A 20573-nucleotide genomic window follows, 5' to 3' on the forward strand; every position below is an offset into this window, starting at 1 on the left:
ACTATCAACTGAAATTTAATAACGAGTAAGAAATCATCTTACCAAGTTGAAAGTTAGACACTGGTCATATTTCCATAAAAAACTTCAAACTATCCGGTTATTACGACTGCCGACTTTCAGTAACAAGTAGTATATTTTCATAAAAATGACATCGATTTCTCCTGTTAATGAAATCGTTAAAACCGAAGGTAAACTCCGTTTGATGAACATACTGGAACTGCTCCAAAATGGGCTTGATGTTTTGAGTAAGTCAGAGAAAAAGGTTGCGCAGGTCATTCTTGCTTCCCCACAGACTGCTATCCACTCAAGCATTGCCACCCTGGCTAAAATGGCGAATGTGAGTGAACCGACCGTCAATCGTTTTTGTCGCCGCCTCGACACCAAAGGTTTTCCCGACTTTAAATTACTGCTGGCACAAAGCCTTGCCAACGGTACACCTTATGTCAATCGTCACGTGGAAGAAAGTGACAGTGTCACCGCTTATACCAACAAAATTTTCGAATCCGTGATGGCGAATCTGGACACAGTTAAAAACAATCTGGATATTGCCGCTATTAACCGGGCCGTTGATCTCCTGACACAAGCCAGAAAACTGTCATTTTTTGGTCTGGGGGCATCAGCCGCCGTGGCACATGATGCCATGAATAAATTTTTTCGTTTCAACATTCCGGTGACCTATTTTGATGATATTGTGATGCAACGGATGAGTTGCATGAACAGTACCGAAGGCGATGTCGTTGTACTGATATCCCATACTGGCAGAACGAAAAACCTTGTAGAACTTGCAAAACTGGCGCGGGAGAATGATGCAACGGTGATTGCCATTACCTCAACCGATTCTCCTTTAGCGCAGGAAGCAACCCTGCCCATTTTACTTGATGTCCCTGAAGATACCGATATTTATATGCCGATGGTTTCAAGAATTGCCCAATTAACCATCATTGATGTATTGGCAACGGGTTTTACATTACGCCGAGGCACGAAATTCAGGGATAACTTGAAGAGGGTCAAAGAAGCGTTGCGTCATTCGCGGTTTGATAAACATGAATAACAAAAAATAGCAAAAACAGAAGGTAAGCTGTGTTTTTGTTCACTATTTATCAACCCATCAGACTGATAACATAGGGCGATTTTCCCTTCAGCATATTTGCCATACAGGGGGAATAATCGAGATATGAAATGGTTATTTTAAGGTAATCGAAAACACGCAGATACCCAACAGATTTCAAGCTACTGCATAACGGCAAGGAAAAACGCGCCTGAGAACATAGATGACTATGCGGTTAAAAGGAACGTAGCCAGTAAAGTGGTTACTTGAAAAACGAAAGGTATACTTCACAAGTCAACGGAGTAATACATGTCCAGACGGCTCAGAAGAACAAAAATCGTCACTACACTCGGCCCAGCGACGGATCGTGACAATAATCTAGAAAAAGTGATCAGTGCGGGGGCAAACGTCGTCCGCCTTAATTTCTCGCATGGCACAGCGGAAGATCATATCCAACGTGCAAATAACGTGCGCGAAATTGCTGCCCGTTTAGGCTATCACGTGGCAATCCTTGGTGATCTCCAAGGGCCAAAGATACGCGTATCCACCTTTAAGGAAGGAAAAATTTTCCTGAATGTTGGGGATAAATTCCTGTTGGATGCCAATCTGGGTAAGGGAGAAGGAGATAAAGAAAAAGTCGGGATTGACTATAAAGGGTTACCCTCTGACGTGACTGCTGGTGATATTTTGCTATTGGATGATGGACGCGTTCAATTGAAAGTCCTGGAAGTTCAGGGCATGAAAGTTTTCACCGAAGTAACCGTTGGAGGCCCACTTTCCAACAATAAAGGCATCAATAAACAGGGGGGTGGACTCTCCGCCGATGCCCTGACCGAAAAAGATAAGGCAGATATCATCACCGCCGCCAAAATTGGGGTGGATTATCTTGCTGTTTCTTTCCCTCGTTCAGGTGAAGATTTGAATTACGCTCGCCGTCTCGCACGAGATGCGGGTTGCGAAACCCAAATTGTCGCAAAAGTTGAGCGCGCAGAAGCGGTCAGTAGTGACGAAATCATCGACGAAATTATTCTGGCTTCTGATGTTGTTATGGTTGCTCGCGGTGATCTTGGTGTTGAAATCGGTGATCCTGAGCTAGTGGGTGTGCAAAAAAAACTGATTCACCGAGCCCGTCAACTGAATCGTGTCGTCATTACCGCCACGCAAATGATGGAATCCATGATCACCAATCCAATGCCAACACGCGCCGAAGTTATGGATGTGGCTAACGCAGTACTGGATGGCACTGATGCCGTGATGCTGTCTGCCGAAACAGCGGCAGGTCAATACCCCGCAGAAACCGTTGCGGCGATGGCAAAAGTCTGTCTCGGGGCGGAAAAAATGCCAGGCATTAATGTCTCGAAACATCGCCTGGATATGACATTTGATAGCATTGAAGAAGCGATTGCAATGTCTACCATGTATGCAGCTAACCACCTGAAAGGGGTCAAAGCCATTATTGCCATGACCGAATCCGGCCGCACGGCTCGCATAATGTCGCGTATTAGTTCTGGCCTGCCTATCTTCTCCATGTCGCGCCATGAATCAACCTTAAACCGCACCGCCCTTTATCGTGGTGTGACGCCCATTTATTGCAGCTCGCACACGGATGGGATCACGGCAGTCACTGAAGCGGTCGATCGTCTGCGTGACAAAGGCTACCTCACGAGTGGTGATTTGGTGCTGGTAACACAAGGCGATCAGATGAGAACGATTGGCAGCACCAATACCTGCCGCATACTTGAAGTCGAATAATCCATGATTGATAAAAATGATAAGGGGCACAGTATGCCCCTTATCATCATTAAATCGAATTTTGCCATGACGCAATCACTAAAGATCATCCCTTTTATAAGGCTCAATATCCCCTTTCTTCCGAGTCTTGAGCAATTTTAAGATCCAGGTATATTGCTCAGGATTAGGCTTAACTAATTGTTCTAATTCCTCATTCATACGGCGGGCAATGTATACATCGCCCTGCCCGGCAATATCCTCCATCGGTGGACGAATATAAATATCCAACTGATGAGTTTGGCAATTATAAACCGGAAATAACGGGACAACCGTTGCCCGGCAAACTTTCATCAAACGCCCAACGGCTGGTAATGTTGCTTTATAAGTGGCAAAAAAATCGACAAACTCGCTATGTTCTTCACCATGATCCTGATCGGGAAGATAGTATCCCCAAAATCCTTCTCGGATTGTTGAGATAAAGGGTTTAATTCCGGCATCACGGGAATGCAGTCGCCCCCCAAAATGATTGCGCGCTTTATTCCACAAATAATCAGCGACAGGATTGCTTTGATGGTGAAACATAGCCGATACCTTATAACCACGAGACACCAGTAACATCGCAGGAATATCAACCGACCAACCGTGTGGAACCATAAAAATGACATTTTTGCCCTGTGCTTTTAAGGCCTGAATAATCTCTTCCCCATGCCATTGGGTGCGGTTCAGTGTCGATTCAGTCCCTCTGAGGCAAAGTTCCGCCAGCATAACAAATGATTGCGGGGCGGTAGCAAACATTTGGTCAATCAACGCTTCGCGTTGTTGTTCCGTCCATTCAGGAAAACAGTAAACCAAATTAATTTTCGCCCTGCGACGCGCACTTTTCGCTTTTCTGCCCGCCCAACGCCCTATTTTGGCTAAAAATGGATCGCGCCATTTTACAGGGACATAAGCTAACCCCGCCAAAATGCCTACGCCAGCCCACAGTCCCCAATAGCGGGGATGTAAATAAGATCGATGAAACCGAGGGATATATCCCAATTTACTATCTGTATCTTTCTCTTTATGCATGAGCTAACTCTGATGATCCTAACACTCGCTTTCAGTCGGCAAGTTTACAACAAATAACACAAAAGCGGATGATAGCTATCATCCGCTAATATTCATGAAAAATACGGGGCTGAGAACCGCAGATTAATCCAACAACAACTGAGGTTTAATCTCTTTAACCATGGCGATATATTCTGTACGCTCCTTACCATTTAACCCACCGGAACGCGGCAATTTTGCCGTAAGCGGGTTAACCGGCCGCTGGTTATCCCAGAATTCAAAATGCAGATGTGGACCCGTTGAACGCCCTGTACTTCCTGATAACCCAATACGCTCACCCCGTTTCACTTTCTGACCTGGTTTGACCAATAGTTTTCGTAAGTGCATATAGCGGGTTGTATATTGACGACCATGCCGGATAGCAATGAAGTTACCTGCGGCACCATCAAATTTGGAGACGATGACTTCGCCGTCACCCACCGCCAGAACAGGTGTGCCTATAGGCATCGCAAAATCAACCCCCCTGTGCGCGGTCACTCTGCCGGTTACCGGGTTTACCCGATGGGGATTGAAAGAAGAGGATACCCTGAATTGTTTCATTGTCGGATAACGCAGGAAACCACGCTCCAGACCGGAAGCCTGACTATCATAAAAACGGCCATCAGTGGCACGGAAAGCATAATAATCATTATCTCCGTTCTGTAAACGAACACCTAATAACTGGCTCTGTTCACTTTTCCCTGCCAGCATCTCACGGGAGAGCAACACCGAAAAACGATCGCCTTTACGCAATTTGCGGAAGTCTATCTGCCATTGCAGCGCTTTTGTCACTTCTCTGGCTTCGCTGCTGGTTAACCCCGCCGCCAGGGCACTGCCGTTAAAGCTGCCATTAATCACGCCTGTGATGACACTATTTTTCCATTCCCCATTCTGGAAGATTTGCTCCTCTTTAAACGTGTCATTTACGCGGGTATAAGTACGCGTTTCACGACGCGAAACCTCCCAGGTCAGTGTCTTTAAATTACCGTTATCGTCAGTGGTCCACGATAATGACTGCCCCACGCTTAAATTACGTAATACGTGATATTGATTGGCTAATACCGCAATATCGGAGGGATTAATACCAAACTGATTTAAAATTGAACTAAAATTATCGCCACTGGAAACAACATACTTATGTGGGAGATTTGCTGCTGCATCCGTGCCACCCTCTTCATCCTCAATACCTTCATTATTCGGGAGTTGTTCACTATCATCCTCCCCAACATCGTCTGTTGCATCTGGAATACTTGGGGCACTCTCGACCGTTGTTTGAGCAATATTACCCAGCTCTTTTCGCTCATGGAAAACAACCGGCCTCCATATCGCGATAGCCAAAGTGACTAACGTGAGCGATCCCAGCATGATCTTATGGGGTTTGGGCAGGTTGTTGTATACCAGAACGATCGTTTTCGTTATTTGCTGCACTAATAAAATTCCTTATTGTACTAATTCAGGCAGCTCGCATATTGTTGTGATAACTGAGTTATAAATTTTATATAGCTATCTTTGTCCAATACAATGCCGCTCCCTAAAGGGTCCAGTGTTCCAATGCGTACATCAGTACCTTTGGCTATGGCATGAATCACGGCTGGCCTGAATTGTGGTTCAGCAAAAACACACTTTGCTTTCTGCTCAACCAATTGTGTTCGTATATTGTGTAATCGCTGCGCACCAGGTTGTATTTCAGGATTAACCGTGAAAGAACCTAATGGAACCAATTGGTAATGTTTCTCAAAATAACCGTATGCGTCGTGAAAAACAAAATAACCCTGTTTGCGTATAGGCTTCAAAATACTAGCAATTTTCTTATCAGTTTGCGCAAGCTGTCCATTGAATTTACGTAGGTTTACTTCCAATTGCTGCTTGTGCTGTGGATATTGCTCGATAAGCTTGTCATATATTGCCTGAGCGGCTTGCTTTGCAATTTCTGGAGAAAGCCAAATATGCATATTATATTCACCATGATGGTGATGCTCATGATCGGTATCATGGTGATGCGACGCACTACCGGAATCATTGTCCTCTTCACTATTTTTTAACAGCAGGGGCTTGATCGTGGATAATTCAGCCAATGCCAGTTGTTTATTCTGTCCAATTTTCGCTATCGGCTTTGCCAAAAAAGGCTCCATATCCGGCCCCACCCAGACAACCAAATCAGCCTGATTAATTTTCCGTACATCCAGAGGGCGTAACGCGTAATCGTGCGGAGAAGCACCACTTGGCAGGAGTACCTGCGTCTTTGTCACACCATCAGCAATGGCGGCAGCAATAAAACCCAATGGGTGAATAGAGGTCACCACATCTGCTCGTGCTGCGCCATTGATTCCTGCGGCTAATGCTGTCGCTAACACAATCCTGTGGAAAAATTTATGCGCGCGCTTCTGTGATTTATGTAACATAATATGAATAATCCATGCAAAAAAACGAGTAATGTTATATTATAACATTTTAATCATTCTGCAAGACTCTTTTGACACGTCAACGATGATCACCTTAAAAAATATTACGGTTGAATTTAATCACCGCAAAGTATTAAACAATATTTCATTCAATCTCAAACAAGGTCACATCCTCACTCTAATCGGACCGAACGGTGCCGGGAAATCCACCCTGGTTCGTGTCGTTCTTGGCTTAATTCAACCCACCTCAGGCACAATTGAACGCCGTTCTGAACTGAGAATTGGCTATGTTCCTCAGAAAATGAACCTTGACCCGACGCTGCCAATGACGGTTAAACGTTTTATGATGCTAAGACCCAACGTGAAACCCGCTGATATCATGCAGGTACTAAATCGGGTCAAAGCCACCCATTTGCTGGAACAGCCCATGCAAAAATTGTCGGGTGGAGAAACTCAGCGGGTGCTACTCGCCAGAGCCTTACTTAATCAACCCCAGCTTCTGGTGCTTGATGAACCAACACAAGGTGTTGATGTTAATGGTCAGCTGGCACTTTACGATTTAATCAACCAAATCAGAACCGAGCTTAATTGTGCGGTATTTATGGTTTCCCATGATCTGCATTTGGTCATGGCAAAAACAGACGAAGTCTTATGTCTGAATCAACACGTTTGCTGCTCAGGCACCCCAGAAGTAGTGTCAATGCACCCAGAATTTATTGCCATGTTTGGGCATCATGGTGCCGAGCAACTGGCCGTGTATCGTCATCACCACAATCATCATCATGATCTTAGAGGAAAAATTATTTTGAAAAACAAAGGAGAATCACATCGATGATTGAATTATTGCTGCCCGGCTGGTTAGCCGGTGTGTTTTTAGCAATCGCGGCGGGACCGCTTGGTTCTTTTGTCGTCTGGCGCAGGATGTCCTATTTTGGTGACACACTGGCACACGCTTCACTGCTTGGGGTTGCATTCGGTTTCTTACTGAATGTGAATCCATTTTATGCGGTGATTGCCGTCACACTCATCCTGGCCATCATCTTAGTCTGGTTAGAAAAACGTCCGCAATTGGCCGTTGATACACTGTTAGGTATTCTGGCGCATAGCGCCCTATCGCTTGGTTTAGTCGTCGTGAGTTTTATGACCAATGTCAGGGTCGATATGATGGCTTACTTATTTGGTGATTTACTGTCGATGACCTATGAAGATCTCTACTTGATTGCACTTGGGGTCATGATTGTTGCGGGAGTACTAATATGGCAATGGCGTGCTTTGCTATCAATGACCGTCAGTCAGGATCTGGCTTTTGTCGATGGCATTAAAATTCAGCGCTTACGGGTTCTCCTGATGTTAGTGACCGCCTTGACTATTGGGCTGGCAATGAAATTTGTCGGCGCATTAATTATCACGTCCCTGCTGATTATCCCTGCCGCTACCGCCCGCCGTTTTTCCCGCACGCCTGAGCAAATGGCGTTTTTTGCGATGATTTTCGGTATGTTGTCGGTGACAGGCGGTTTAACGTTATCGGCATTTTATAACACACCGGCAGGGCCTTCAGTGGTGCTTTGTTCCGCCATGCTATTTGCCTTGAGTTTAACCTGCCAGGCAAGAAGCTGATATTTATCCCCTACGCTGTTCAATTGCTGACTTTTTATCATCCCTCGTCAAATACGGACGAGGGCGTCAATCAACCACCCAAACATCGTTAACAGGGTGACAATAACATTTAAAAAAATCATATTCATTAAAACGAAATAGCGTTAAATCGAATTTAGGTTTTCCCGGATGCGCCTTGCTTAACAACCATAACCAATTGGCTTTCATATAAAATTGTTAATTTCCCCTCTGATTGATATTTTTTTATTAATACGTTTAACCTTTCAATAAATAATTCCCCGTGAACGGCTAAAGCACGTTGAACTTGAGTTGATGAACGACTCATGCCAACAAATGTTTCACCGGGAATAAGCATATTCCAGTGGGTATTCAGTGTAATGTGCAGGGTATTTTCATGTTCGAAAGCAGTATTTAATTCCTGAGCATAGTCGAAATGTCGATAGTACCGGCTGTAATCAGGGCTCAGTTCCTCCAACAGCGCCTCATAGGCATGAAGAAATTCATTATGCCGATAATCACGGTTATTTTGCAAAATAGCCATGATGCCATTACCTGCCAGACGATGACGTACCAAATCTAATACGATTTCCCGATCCATCCATTGAAAAGACTGCGCAGCCATAATGAGATCCGGCCTCTGTATCGTTGAGAGACACTGCTCAGCCCGGCCATGTAACCACTTTACCCACGGCAGTTTTTGCCTGCCTATCTCAATCATATCCTGTGAAATATCAATTGCGGTGTAATGGTGCTGCTGACCGGATAAACTGGCCAATCCGTCAAGGGCGATCCCTGTTCCCGCACCAATATCAACGATAGACAGGGATCTGTCTTTCGGCATCCAGTGACAAATTTCGCGAAAAAGGGCTTGTGGATAGCGGGGACGGTAGCGATCATACTCTTTAGCCAAACCATCAAATTTTTCTTTATGTTTCGTCATAAGATCTATTATTCCTGTTGTGACATGCTGACGGACAAGAAAGTGACAGGCGGGATGACGAAGATGATGGGATAGACTCACTACCGCCCTGATTAAGACTGACGGAATCGTTTTTTCTCATAGAACGGCGCTATCCTAGATTATTTTCGTTATCCAGAATAGCGTCAAAAGCATTATTTTTATTTATTGTTTAAGCGTTATTGAAAAAAGTGCTATTGAAAACAAGAGACAGACCTATGCGCCCGTTCAGAACAAGAGCCTCAATGGGGATGCTGACATGCAGTTTATTCGCTATCCTTGCTCAATCCGAAATGCTGATAAGCATGATGGGTGGCAATTCTTCCTCGTGGCGTTCTCTGGATAAATCCTTGCTGGATTAAGAACGGTTCCAGCACATCTTCGATTGTTTCCCGCTCTTCACCGATTGCCGCAGCCAGGTTATCCAATCCGACCGGCCCTCCCATAAACTTATCGATAATGGATAACAGTAGCTTGCGATCAAGGTAATCAAACCCCGCCGAATCTACATTCAACATATCAAGTGCCTGGGAGGCAATATCGTTATCCACTGAACCATTGCCTTTTACCTGAGCGAAATCACGTACACGACGCAATAATCGATTAGTAATACGAGGCGTACCGCGGGAGCGTATCGCAATTTGTCTGGCTCCGTCCTCTGAAATGGCTAATCCCATATAACGCGCACTACGGGAAACAATACTTTGCAAATCATCGACATTGTAAAATTCAAGGCGTTGTACGATACCGAACCGATCACGTAACGGAGAAGTCAAAGAACCCGCACGCGTGGTTGCACCAACCAACGTAAAGGGTGGAAGATCAATCTTAATTGAGCGAGCCGCAGGCCCTTCACCAATCATAATATCCAGCTGATAATCTTCCATTGCGGGGTAGAGAATTTCTTCTACAACCGGCGATAACCGATGGATTTCATCAATGAATAATACATCATGCGGTTCCAGATTGGTCAGCATGGCAGCAAGATCCCCGGCTTTTTCCAACACTGGCCCTGAAGTTGTGCGGAGATTAACGCCCATTTCATTAGCCACAATATTTGCCAGCGTGGTTTTTCCCAATCCTGGCGGGCCAAAGATCAATAAGTGATCCAACGCATCACCACGTTGACGTGCCGCTTGAATAAAGATTTCCATCTGTTCACAAACATGAGGTTGACCAACATATTCAGACAGAAACTTCGGCCGGATAGCACGATCAATGGCTTCATCATCTTGCAGAACTTCCGCAGAAACCAGACGGTCAGCTTCAATCATCACTTAACTCCTGTGATTACAGAGCCGCACGAAGCGCTTCTCGAATAAGGGTTTCACAATCCGCGCCCGGTTTAGCAACTTTGCTTACCATCCGGCTGGCCTCTTGCAGTTTATATCCTAGAGAAACCAGTGCCGCAGCCGCTTCTGCTTCAATATCCGCCGCGGAGTGTGTTTGTTTAGCGGAGGCAGGCAAATTCATATCACTACTTTGGTTAAACAGATCGCCATTGAGTCCCTTAAAGCGATCTTTCATTTCAACCACCAGTCTTTCCGCCGTTTTTTTACCGACACCCGGTAACTTAACCAATGACGCGATGGCTTCCTGCTCTATTGCCGTCACAAATTGTTGGGCTGACATGCCCGAGAGGATTGCCAGCGCCAGTTTTGGCCCGACGCCATTCACTTTAATCAGTTCACGGAAAAGTGCCCGCTCTTGTTTATCATTAAACCCATATAATAGTTGAGCATCTTCACGCACAATAAATTGTGTAAATAAAATGGCCTCCTGGCCAATTTCAGGCAGTTCATAAAAACAGGTCATTGGCATATGAACTTCATAACCGACACCATGCGTTTCCAATAAAACCAACGGCGGCTGTTTTTCCAACACGGTTCCTCTCAAACGCCCTATCACTGTTTACCCCCTGCAAATAAAATAAATCGTTCCGCTAGCTTATAGCACAAAAAAAACTGGACGTATATCCAGCTTAAACTATTTCAGCCGACCTCGCGTTAAATTTAACCGCACATCCCCGACCCGAAGTAAATTTTGATTGAAATGGCAATGTGTGATAGCAATCGCCAACGCATCAGCGGCATCCGCTTGCGGATTAGCGGATAATTTCAACATTGAACGTACCATATGCTGAATCTGGCTCTTTTCGGCCGCGCCGGTACCTACAACCGTTTGTTTAACCTGCCGGGCGGCATATTCAAAGACAGGGATAAACTGGTTGGATGCGGCGACAATCGCAACACCACGCGCCTGCCCTAATTTCAAGGCGGAATCTGCGTTTTTTGCCATGAAAACCTGTTCTATCGCAAACGCATCAGGTTGGAATTGCGTGATGATTTCAGTCACGCCGGCATAGATCTTCTGCAAACGACTGGGTAAATCATCGACTTTTGTTCGAATACAACCGCTACCGAGATAGATAAGTTGTCGTCCCTGCTGGCGAATGACGCCATACCCCGTGACTCTGGAGCCGGGGTCAATACCAAGAATAATCGCCATATCGAACCATTCGTTTAAATTTCACCCAAATCTGTCCACCTACGATATGGGATGAAAACGTGAGAGAAAGTGCCCTGACAAAAGGAACACTTTCTCTACGCTGTGAACCCTTATGTTAATTACAGCAGGGCTGCAACCTCATCAGAGATTTCACCATTGTGATACACTTCTTGAACGTCGTCAGAATCTTCAAGCATATCGATAAGACGCAGTAACTTAGGCGCTGTTTCTGCATCCAGTTCCGCTTTGGTAGAAGGGATCATCGAAACTTCGGCAGAATCTGCCTTAAAGCCCGCCGCATCTAATGCATCTTTCACATCACCAAAAGCCTCTGGTGTAGTATAGACGTCAATCGCGCCGTCATCGTAAGTTTCAACATCATCAGCCCCGGCTTCCAGTGCGGCTTCCATCAACGCATCTTCATCCAGGCCTGGTGCGTAGGAAATCACGCCCTTCTTGGTGAAAAGATAAGACACAGAGCCATCCGTACCCAAGTTTCCGCCTGTTTTGGTAAACGCATGGCGCACCTCAGAAACAGTACGGTTACGATTATCACTCAGGCATTCAACCATCACCGCGGTTCCCCCCGGGCCATAACCTTCATAAATGATGGTTTCCATATTATCTGAATCGTCGTTACCCATTCCCCGGGCAATAGCCCGATTCAGCGTATCACGCGTCATGTTGTTGGATAGCGCTTTATCGATGGCAGCCCGTAAACGTGGGTTAGACGCTGGATCACCACCACCTAATCGCGCAGCCGTGACCAATTCACGGATAACTTTAGTAAAAATCTTACCGCGTTTTGCATCCTGTGCAGCTTTGCGGTGTTTCGTATTGGCCCATTTACTATGACCTGCCATGAATATATCTCCGATAAAACGTCTTGTAGACTAAATTACAAATTCTTCAATTGCTTGCCGATTGCTCCACGACTTCGTCAATGTTGCAGCCTCGTCCGCCGCCATCCATTGATAAGCCAGATGTTCAGTCAGCAAGATGTCTCGCTCCTCAGGTAACGCCAGAGAGAACCAATGCTCTTTATTCCGCGTCACCCCCGGTGCATAGCGATGTCGTAAGTGAGAGAAAATCTCATAATAAAGACAGCGTTGACAATCTATCAGTTCAAGATTTTCATTGATAATATCAACGCCTGTCTCTTCCTGTACTTCACGTAACGCCGCCTCCCACGGTTTTTCATCCTTTTCAAGGCTACCTGTAACAGATTGCCAGAATTCCGGATCATCCCGTCGTTGTAACATCAGCACCCTTTTGCTGTTAACGGCGTAAATCATGACCAGTACAGATTCAGGGCGCTTATAGGCCATTATTTGCTCTCTTTTTTAACCACTGAAATCGCCAGCTCTTCCAATGCAGACGCACTTGCCTGACTTGGCGCATCCGTCATCAGACAGGCGGCGGCAGTTGTTTTCGGGAAAGCGATAACATCACGAATGTTATCGGTATCAGTCAACAGCATAACAAGGCGATCCAGACCAAAAGCCAGACCAGCATGCGGAGGCGTGCCGTATTTCAGGGCATTCAGTAAGAAACCAAATTTCTCTTGCTGTTCCTGTTCATTAATCCCCAGAATGCGGAAGACTGCCTGCTGCATTTCATTACGATGGATACGGACAGAACCACCACCAACTTCATAACCATTGATCACCATGTCGTAAGCATTTGCAATGGCACTTTCCGGGCTGCTTTCCAGCTCAGATGCCGACATATCACGCGGAGAAGTAAATGGATGGTGCATTGCCGTTAAGCCGCCTTCGCCATTCTCTTCAAACATCGGGAAGTCAACAACCCAAAGCGGTTTCCAGCTTGCCAGATCCGTGATGTTCAAATCGCGCCCCAGTTTCAGACGCAGCGCGCCCATTGCATCCGTGACAACATTCTTCTTGTCAGCACCAAAGAACAGAATATCACCATCTTGCGCCTGAGTACGGGACAACACGCCTTCAACCACGTCTGCGGACAGGAATTTGGCAATCGGACTTTGTACACCTTCCAAGCCGGCGGCACGGTTATTGACTTTCATCCATGCCAGCCCTTTCGCGCCGTAGATGCCAACAAATTTACCATACTCATCAATCTGCTTGCGGCTCAGCTCTGCACCACCAGGAACACAGATTGTCGCTACGCGGCCTTTAGGATCGTTTGCCGGATCAGCAAAAACAGAGAACGCCACATCTTTAACCAGATCAGCGATATCCACCAGCTCCAGAGGATTACGCAGGTCTGGTTTATCTGAACCAAAACGGCGCATGGCTTCTTCGAATGTCATGACGGGGAAATGACCTAAATCGACCCCTTTCACATCCAGCCAAAGTTCACGGATCATTTTTTCCATGATTTCGCGAACTTGTTCAGCGGTCATAAATGAAGTTTCAACATCGATCTGAGTGAATTCTGGCTGGCGATCAGCCCGTAAATCTTCATCACGGAAGCATTTGACAATCTGGTAATAACGGTCAAAACCAGACATCATCAACAATTGTTTGAACAACTGAGGCGACTGCGGCAAAGCATAAAATTCGCCTTTATGCACACGGCTTGGTACTAAATAGTCACGAGCACCTTCCGGTGTTGCTTTTGTCAGCATCGGGGTTTCAACATCGATAAAACCGCTATTATCCATAAAGCGACGCACAAAACTGGTGATTTTGGCGCGTGTCTTCAAACGCTGTGACATCTCAGCGCGACGCAGGTCAAGATAGCGGTATTTCAGGCGCTGTTCTTCACTGTTGTTCTGGTTACTGTCCAGTGGCAATGGCTCTGAGCGGTTAAAAATCATCAGGCTTTCTGCGAAAACTTCAATTTCGCCCGTCGCCATGTCTTGATTGATTTGGTGATCAGGGCGCGCACGTACAATCCCTGTCATTTGGATACAAAACTCATTACGCAGTTCAGAAGCCTGAGCAAAGACTTCTTTCTGGTCTGGGTCAAAAAATACCTGAACGATGCCCTCACGATCTCGCATATCAATAAAGATCAGACCACCTAAATCACGGCGACGATTTACCCACCCACAAAGGGTTACTTTCTGGCCTTCATGGACTCGACTCAACTGTCCACAATAATTAGTACGCATACAATATCCTTTTACTCAGCTCGTTATGCTTTCTGCTGCGGAAATTTTGGCATTGTTCTTTTTAGGAAGAATTGCAAAAAAAGGCTGCCATTATACTGGAAATTCTGACCTGAGATAAGGCCATAACGTCTTTCTTGCCAAGACAATTTTTTGCTATCCGATAACATTCACCGGATTTAGTATCAAATACTATGATTTATAGCGACAGTTTTCTTTTTGCGGTTTATCATCATTTAGCCATATTTTGGGTTAGGCAATGGAGTTAAAAATGGTTAGCTCGCTTTATATCGTACTGGGCGCACTACTGTTAATTAAGCTGTCTCTGGATGTCGTCAAATTAAGAACGCAATATCAGGTAGCCTATGGTGATGGCGGTTTTTATGAATTGCAAACCGCCATTAGGGTGCATGGTAATGCCGTTGAATACATTCCAATTTCAATGTTGTTGTTAATTATGATGGAGATGAATGGCACACCGGTTTGGATGCTGCATATTTGTGGGTTGGTATTACTTTCCGGCAGAGTGCTGCACTATTTCGGCTTACGTCATCGGGAAATACGCTGGCGACGTATGGGAATGGCCGCAACTTACATATCCATGTTCATCATGATTATCACTAACATCTATTATCTACCGTGGGAGCAGATTTTTTCTCTCTATTCATAATTCATCGCAGATAAACGCATTTTACCCTGGACATCATTGGCCTGAATATTACCTGAGCATACTGTTTGCGTGCTGCCGGTATCGCAAGCTCATTTATGATACCCTGACATCATAAATGTCTATTTCCCCACCGCGGCTCACTGCTGCGATGGGGTTATCTATCGATTACCCTTTCTGCCTTCTCCTGCATTCTGTTAGAATCATCATTTTTTATTATTCCCAAAATCAACGCTGTTATGTCTAATCAAGAACCCCATAACCAACGGGATCACCTGTTCTCTGCTCCGATTGCCAATTTAGGCGACTGGCGTTTCGATGAACGTGTTGCCGAAGTTTTTCCTGATATGGTGAAACGCTCAATTCCCGGTTACTCCAATATCATCTCCATGATAGGGATGCTGGCAGAACGTTTTGTCACACCCCACAGCCAAATTTATGATCTCGGTTGTTCCCTGGGTGCAGCCACGCTATCAATCCGTCGGGCCATGAGTGCCGACAATCACCCGACATCTGCCCGTACAGACGGTTGTCGCATTATTGCCATCGACAATTCACCGGCAATGATCGAACGCTGCCGTCGCCATATTGACGCCTTCAAGGCCAGTATCCCCGTTGATGTCATCGAACAAAATATCCTTGATACTGACATTAAAAATGCCTCCATGGTCGTGCTGAATTTTACATTACAGTTCCTGCCTCCCGATGATCGCCAGAGAATGCTGGATAAAATCTATGCCGGCTTAAAGCCCGGTGGCGTCCTGGTTTTGTCTGAAAAATTCAATTTTCAAGATGATCAAATTGGCGAGTTATTATTCAACATGCACTATGATTTCAAGCGCGCTAATGGCTACAGCGAACTGGAGATCAGCCAAAAACGCAGTATGCTTGAAAATGTCATGCGGACAGACTCGGTGGAAACACATAAATCACGCCTTAGAAAAGCCGGATTCCAGCATGTTGAAGTGTGGTTCCAATGCTTTAACTTTGGCTCATTGCTGGCAATAAAAGGAATGGACGCATGATCGATTTCGGTAACTTTTATCAATTGATTGCCAAAAATCACCTGAGTCACTGGCTGGATTGCCTGCCGGCGCAATTAAGCGACTGGCAAAAAAACGCCCTGCATGGCCAGTTCAGTTCATGGGTAAACATCCTGGAGAATCTGCCTGAAATCCATCCTAACCAACTTGATCTGAAAAATGGGGTAATTGCGAATCATGAGCCTGAGCTGTCCAACGGCGAAAAAGCGCGCATTCAAAATATCCTGAAGCTCTTTATGCCGTGGCGCAAAGGCCCTTTTTCGCTGTATGGCGTGGAGATTGATACCGAATGGCGTTCTGACTGGAAATGGGATCGTGTCCTGCCCCATATTTCGCCTTTGGCAGGCAGAACCGTACTTGATGTTGGCTGTGGCAGTGGTTATCACATGTGGCGTATGGTCGGTGAAGGGGCTGATTTAGTGGTCGGTATTGATCCAACCCAACTTTTCCTTTGCCAATTTGAAGCGGTCAGAAAATTATTGGGCAACGATCAACGTGCTCACCTTCTGCCGTTGGGGATCGAACAATTACCCAAATTAAGCGCCTTTGATACGGTGTTTTCCATGGGCGTACTGTACCATCGTCGCTCTCCTCTCGACCATTTATGGCAACTGAAAAACCAGCTTGTTTCTGACGGCGAATTAGTTTTAGAGAGCCTGGTGATCGAAGGTGATGAACATCAATGTCTCATTCCGGGTGAACGTTATGCCCAAATGCGAAATGTTTACTTTATTCCGTCCGCCAAGATGTTGAAAGTCTGGCTGGAAAAGTGTGGTTTTGTTGACGTCAGAATTGTCGTTCATACCGTCACCACACCGGATGAACAACGCCAGACCGCCTGGATGAAGACGGAATCATTGATCGATTTTCTTGATCCAAATGATCACCGTAAAACGGTCGAAGGCTATCCCGCCCCGTTGCGAGCGGTTCTTATTGCCCGCAAACCATAACCTTCTGCCTTTGTCAGGTGACAGACTGAGGCACCCTTTCCCCCGGCCGCATAATTAGCTGATTGATAATGATTAGCTTATTAATCGTTAATTATGCAACCGGGAATTAATCACGGCGAACCAGGCTAATGACCCCTTTCATCGCTTCCACTAACGGCCCATCAACACAATGGTAAGCATATTCATCGACATCACTGTCATCCGAACTCATCGTGACACCGGCTTTTCGATATCGCATGGAAGAAGGCCTTTTCTTGCCGGCTGAACTATGGATTTCCGAGATCCCGATCGCCAGAAATTTACTGATATTACTCATTCTGACTCCCGCTCCCGGCATGATAATCGGTCCCCGACTGGCCTGTAATAACTCTTTTAACAGCGGCAAACCCAATTCCGCATTTTGTTGCTGACCTGAAGTTAAAATACGTTGTACACCCAACTCGGTCAATTGATCCAAAGCAACATGCGGATTGAAACACATATCAAAAGCGCGATGAAACGTGACGGCCATATTCCCTGACAAGGACATCAATTGCCTCATGCGCAACCGATCAATATGGCCTTCTTCGGTTAAAATGCCGAAAACCACACCGGGAAAACCCATGTCACTAATACGGGCAACATCATTTTTCATCACTTCGAAATCAAGGTTGCTGTAACAAAAATCCCCCCCTCTTGGCCGTACAATAGGATACACCGGGATTGATAAACGCTGTCGTGCATGCTGCAATGCGCCGAAGCTAGGTGTTACGCCACCTTCCGACGGGCTTGCACACAGTTCAATCCGATCAGCGCCTGCCTTTTGTGCCACCAACGCACAATTGATGCTATAGCAGCAAATCTCCAGCTTGACCATTCAACGTCCCCCAGACAAATACTTTCAATGATCCCCTTCTCTGCTCTTAAAATAGCTTATTAATGAAGCTATCAACTATGGAAATTAAAGGGGAAACATCATTATTGTCTGTTAGATCTCACTTTTTATGATTTCTTTAAGTGAAAAAGGGTGAAATTTGATTGTTAGTTCACCATTTGTCACTGCCAATGTTGGATTTGGTAGCCTTTCATGCTGACCTTGCGGATGACTCTCTTTCGTTCGACACCCATCCGGCAACGGATCAGGTAAACGTGTATAAGCTTCATGTACAAGTTGTTCCGGGGAAACAGGCAACACCAATTCCACATGTTCCCAACCTTCGTGGACATAGTGCTTGTGACTCGGATAAGGTAACTCCACACAATCAATTTGCCAGTCAAGTACGGTTATTGGCTGCCTTAATTCAAATAAACAGATTGGGCGACCATTAATCACACTTTCAGACAGCAGTTGACCACATTGCAAAAAGCCCTGACGCCAGCGCTCAGCGATTGACGTTTGATGACAACGTAAGGAGATATGATCGGCTGAATATTGCGTCAGATCTAAGCCCAGATCTTCGCCAAACTGTTTTAATTTTTGTTCAAACGGCAACAAATCAGCCGCTAAATCCTGTAATTCAGCTATTGTTGAAAAATATGTCATCGTTTTCCCCTCCAAAGCGGGCTGATGGTAGCATGCAGGATGCTGAATATGATATAAAACCCGTTATTTTCTCATAAACCACACGCTTGAAAGTATTTGCATCATTCAAATGCGGGGGCTTTTATGCGTAACTTAAGGTAACACGGTGAATATTCAGGCAATTCTTTCAGAAAAAATCAGCCACGCGTTGATTGCGGCGGGTGCCCCGGCTGACAGCGAAGCGCATGTCCGTCAATCTGCAAAGGCTCAGTTTGGTGACTACCAGGCGAATGGCGTCATGGCGGCCGCCAAAAAAGTGGGCATCCCCCCCCGACAATTGGCCGAAAAAGTCGTCAGTTTGCTGGATCTGCAAGGGATCGCCAGCAACGTCGAAATCGCAGGCCCCGGTTTTATTAATATTTTTCTGGAGAAAACATGGGTTGCTGCCAATATCGAAACGGCGCTGAAAGATGAAAAACTGGGGATCACACCGGTCAAACCGCAAACCATTGTTATCGACTATTCTGCACCAAATGTAGCCAAGCAAATGCACATTGGCCACATACGTTCCACCATTATTGGCGATGCCGCAGCTCGAACCCTCGAATTCCTGGGACACAACATCATTCGCGCTAACCATGTTGGTGACTGGGGAACACAATTCGGCATGCTGATCGCGTATCTGGAAAAAGTTCAGAATGAAGATGCCAGTGATATGGCACTGGCTGATTTGGAAGCCTTCTATCGTGAAGCGAAGAAAACGTACGATGAAGATGAAGCCTTTGCGGTTCGCGCCCGTAACTACGTGGTCAAACTACAAGGTGGTGATGAATATTGCCGTACCATGTGGCGCAAACTGGTCGATATTACCATGTCGCAGAATCAGGAAACCTATGATCGTCTGAACGTGACGCTGACAGAAAAAGATGTCATGGGTGAAAGCCTGTATAACAATATGCTGCCCGACGTGGTTGCCGATTTGAAACAGCGCGGGTTTGCCGTTGAGAGTGAAGGGGCTACCGTCGTTTACCTTGATGAGTACAAAAACAAAGAAGGCGAACCGATGGGGGTTATCATCCAGAAAAAAGATGGGGGTTACCTTTATACCACCACGGATATCGCTTGTGCCAAATATCGTCATGAAGTTCTGCATGCTGACCGCGTTCTTTACTACATCGATTCACGCCAGCATCAACACTTGATGCAAGCCTGGGCCATCGTACGAAAAGCAGGCTACATTCCTGAATCAATGTCACTTGAACACCACATGTTCGGCATGATGTTAGGTAAAGATGGTAAGCCATTCAAAACCCGTGCAGGTGGTACAGTCAGATTATCTGATTTGCTGGATGAAGCGATTGAACGTGCGGACGCCCTGATCCGTGAGAAAAACCCGGATATGCCAGAAGACGAGCTGAAAAAAGTCGTTAATGCGGTCGGTATCGGTGCCGTGAAATATGCGGATCTATCCAAAAGCCGGACTACCGACTATGTCTTTGACTGGGATAATATGCTCGCCTTTGAAGGCAATACCGCGCCTTATATGCAATATGCTTATACCCGCGTTAACTCTATTTTCAAGCGCGCGGAAGTGGATGAAAGCGAGCTGATACACCCTGTTCTTCTGAACGAAGAACGTGAACAGGCGCTTGCGACGCGCCTGTTACAGTTTGAAGAAACGATCACCACTGTCGCCCGCGAAGGCACGCCTCATGTAATGTGTGCCTACCTCTATGATCTGGCAGGTCTGTTCTCAGGTTTCTATGAACACTGTCCAATTTTGACGGCTGATAGCGAAGCACTACGCCAGAGCCGCCTGAAATTGGCTCTGCTGACAGCCAAGACCCTGAAGCAAGGCCTTGAAACGTTGGGTATCCAGACAGTCGACAGAATGTAATTACCGTGTGCAAAACGGGTATTATTTTTCATACCCGTTTTTCCTCCCTTCTTCATTACCGCCCAATCACG

Annotated in this window: 20 protein-coding genes; 8 read left to right on the top strand and 12 right to left on the bottom strand. The window is 45.9% G+C overall.

The features are described 5' to 3' along the window. The first annotated feature begins 202 nt into the window (after positions 1-202). Both XPG1_RS08160 and pyk read left to right on the top strand, forming a co-directional pair. Complete coding sequence (locus tag XPG1_RS08160) at positions 203-1051, top strand: MurR/RpiR family transcriptional regulator (RefSeq protein ID WP_045958650.1); 849 nt, start codon at positions 203-205, stop codon at positions 1049-1051. A 306-nt stretch (positions 1052-1357) separates the two neighbouring features. Next, positions 1358-2800 (top strand): pyruvate kinase, encoded by a 1443-nt coding sequence (gene pyk / locus XPG1_RS08165; protein ID WP_045958651.1) that lies wholly within the window; start codon positions 1358-1360, stop codon positions 2798-2800. Between the two features lie 78 nt (positions 2801-2878). On the opposite strand, the gene lpxM is transcribed toward pyk, so the two are convergent. The 3 genes from lpxM to znuA all read right to left on the bottom strand — a co-directional run bounded on the left by lpxM (position 2879) and on the right by znuA (position 6267). After that, entirely contained in the window at positions 2879-3847 is a 969-nt protein-coding gene (gene lpxM, locus XPG1_RS08170; RefSeq protein ID WP_045958652.1) for a lauroyl-Kdo(2)-lipid IV(A) myristoyltransferase, read from the bottom strand. Between the two features lie 123 nt (positions 3848-3970). Further along, entirely contained in the window at positions 3971-5293 is a 1323-nt protein-coding gene (gene mepM / locus XPG1_RS08175) for a murein DD-endopeptidase MepM (protein WP_045958653.1), read from the bottom strand. Between the two features lie 20 nt (positions 5294-5313). Then, positions 5314-6267 carry a zinc ABC transporter substrate-binding protein ZnuA gene (gene znuA, locus XPG1_RS08180; RefSeq protein WP_045958654.1) on the bottom strand — a complete coding sequence of 318 codons (954 nt, stop codon included), beginning with the start codon at positions 6265-6267 and terminating at the stop codon, positions 5314-5316. A gap of 31 nt (positions 6268-6298) precedes the next feature. Between znuA and znuC the strand changes: the two genes are divergently transcribed. Next, positions 6299-7102: a zinc ABC transporter ATP-binding protein ZnuC gene (gene znuC / locus XPG1_RS08185; protein WP_045958655.1), complete on the top strand. Its 804-nt coding sequence runs from the start codon at positions 6299-6301 to the stop codon at positions 7100-7102. After that, positions 7099-7884 carry a zinc ABC transporter permease subunit ZnuB gene (gene znuB, locus XPG1_RS08190; RefSeq protein ID WP_045958656.1) on the top strand — a complete coding sequence of 262 codons (786 nt, stop codon included), beginning with the start codon at positions 7099-7101 and terminating at the stop codon, positions 7882-7884. The genes znuC and znuB overlap by 4 nt, the downstream gene beginning before the upstream one ends. A 154-nt stretch (positions 7885-8038) precedes the next feature. Here znuB and XPG1_RS08195 read toward each other — a convergent pair whose 3' ends face one another. From XPG1_RS08195 to aspS, 7 genes are all read right to left on the bottom strand, one after another. After that, complete coding sequence (locus XPG1_RS08195) at positions 8039-8824, bottom strand: class I SAM-dependent methyltransferase (RefSeq protein ID WP_045958657.1); 786 nt, start codon at positions 8822-8824, stop codon at positions 8039-8041. A 284-nt stretch (positions 8825-9108) separates the two neighbouring features. Further along, entirely contained in the window at positions 9109-10116 is a 1008-nt protein-coding gene (gene ruvB / locus XPG1_RS08200) for a Holliday junction branch migration DNA helicase RuvB (RefSeq protein ID WP_045958658.1), read from the bottom strand. Positions 10117-10132: 16 nt separating this feature from the next. Further along, the gene (gene ruvA / locus XPG1_RS08205) at positions 10133-10750 is read right to left on the bottom strand and encodes a Holliday junction branch migration protein RuvA (RefSeq protein WP_045958659.1); all 618 of its coding nucleotides are present in this window, start codon (positions 10748-10750) and stop codon (positions 10133-10135) included. Between the two features lie 78 nt (positions 10751-10828). Continuing rightward, the gene (gene ruvC, locus XPG1_RS08210) at positions 10829-11350 is read right to left on the bottom strand and encodes a crossover junction endodeoxyribonuclease RuvC (protein ID WP_045958660.1); all 522 of its coding nucleotides are present in this window, start codon (positions 11348-11350) and stop codon (positions 10829-10831) included. A gap of 119 nt (positions 11351-11469) precedes the next feature. Beyond that, on the bottom strand, positions 11470-12213 hold the full coding sequence (locus XPG1_RS08215; RefSeq protein ID WP_045958661.1) for a YebC/PmpR family DNA-binding transcriptional regulator: 744 nt from the start codon (positions 12211-12213) through the stop codon (positions 11470-11472). A gap of 30 nt (positions 12214-12243) precedes the next feature. Then, on the bottom strand, positions 12244-12678 hold the full coding sequence (gene nudB, locus XPG1_RS08220; protein ID WP_045958662.1) for a dihydroneopterin triphosphate diphosphatase: 435 nt from the start codon (positions 12676-12678) through the stop codon (positions 12244-12246). Next, positions 12678-14447: an aspartate--tRNA ligase gene (gene aspS, locus XPG1_RS08225; RefSeq protein WP_045958663.1), complete on the bottom strand. Its 1770-nt coding sequence runs from the start codon at positions 14445-14447 to the stop codon at positions 12678-12680. Before aspS ends, nudB begins: the two co-directional genes overlap by 1 nt. A 268-nt stretch (positions 14448-14715) precedes the next feature. Between aspS and XPG1_RS08230 the strand changes: the two genes are divergently transcribed. From XPG1_RS08230 to cmoB, 3 genes are all read left to right on the top strand, one after another. Beyond that, positions 14716-15114, top strand: coding sequence for an MAPEG family protein (locus XPG1_RS08230; protein ID WP_045958664.1), 399 nt, complete (start codon positions 14716-14718; stop codon positions 15112-15114). A gap of 236 nt (positions 15115-15350) precedes the next feature. Continuing rightward, complete coding sequence (gene cmoA / locus XPG1_RS08235; RefSeq protein WP_045958665.1) at positions 15351-16136, top strand: carboxy-S-adenosyl-L-methionine synthase CmoA; 786 nt, start codon at positions 15351-15353, stop codon at positions 16134-16136. Then, positions 16133-17104, top strand: coding sequence for a tRNA 5-methoxyuridine(34)/uridine 5-oxyacetic acid(34) synthase CmoB (gene cmoB / locus XPG1_RS08240; protein WP_045958666.1), 972 nt, complete (start codon positions 16133-16135; stop codon positions 17102-17104). The genes cmoA and cmoB overlap by 4 nt, the downstream gene beginning before the upstream one ends. Before the next feature lie 106 nt (positions 17105-17210). On the opposite strand, the gene cutC is transcribed toward cmoB, so the two are convergent. Continuing rightward, positions 17211-17960 (bottom strand): copper homeostasis protein CutC, encoded by a 750-nt coding sequence (gene cutC, locus XPG1_RS08245; protein ID WP_045958667.1) that lies wholly within the window; start codon positions 17958-17960, stop codon positions 17211-17213. A 111-nt stretch (positions 17961-18071) separates the two neighbouring features. Next, positions 18072-18626: a VOC family protein gene (locus XPG1_RS08250; protein ID WP_045958668.1), complete on the bottom strand. Its 555-nt coding sequence runs from the start codon at positions 18624-18626 to the stop codon at positions 18072-18074. 145 nt (positions 18627-18771) lie between these two features. Between XPG1_RS08250 and argS the strand changes: the two genes are divergently transcribed. After that, complete coding sequence (argS, locus tag XPG1_RS08255; RefSeq protein WP_045958669.1) at positions 18772-20502, top strand: arginine--tRNA ligase; 1731 nt, start codon at positions 18772-18774, stop codon at positions 20500-20502. The last annotated feature ends 71 nt before the right edge of the window (positions 20503-20573 follow it).

The organism is Xenorhabdus poinarii G6 (genome assembly GCF_000968175.1).
Lineage (GTDB): Bacteria > Pseudomonadota > Gammaproteobacteria > Enterobacterales > Enterobacteriaceae > Xenorhabdus > Xenorhabdus poinarii.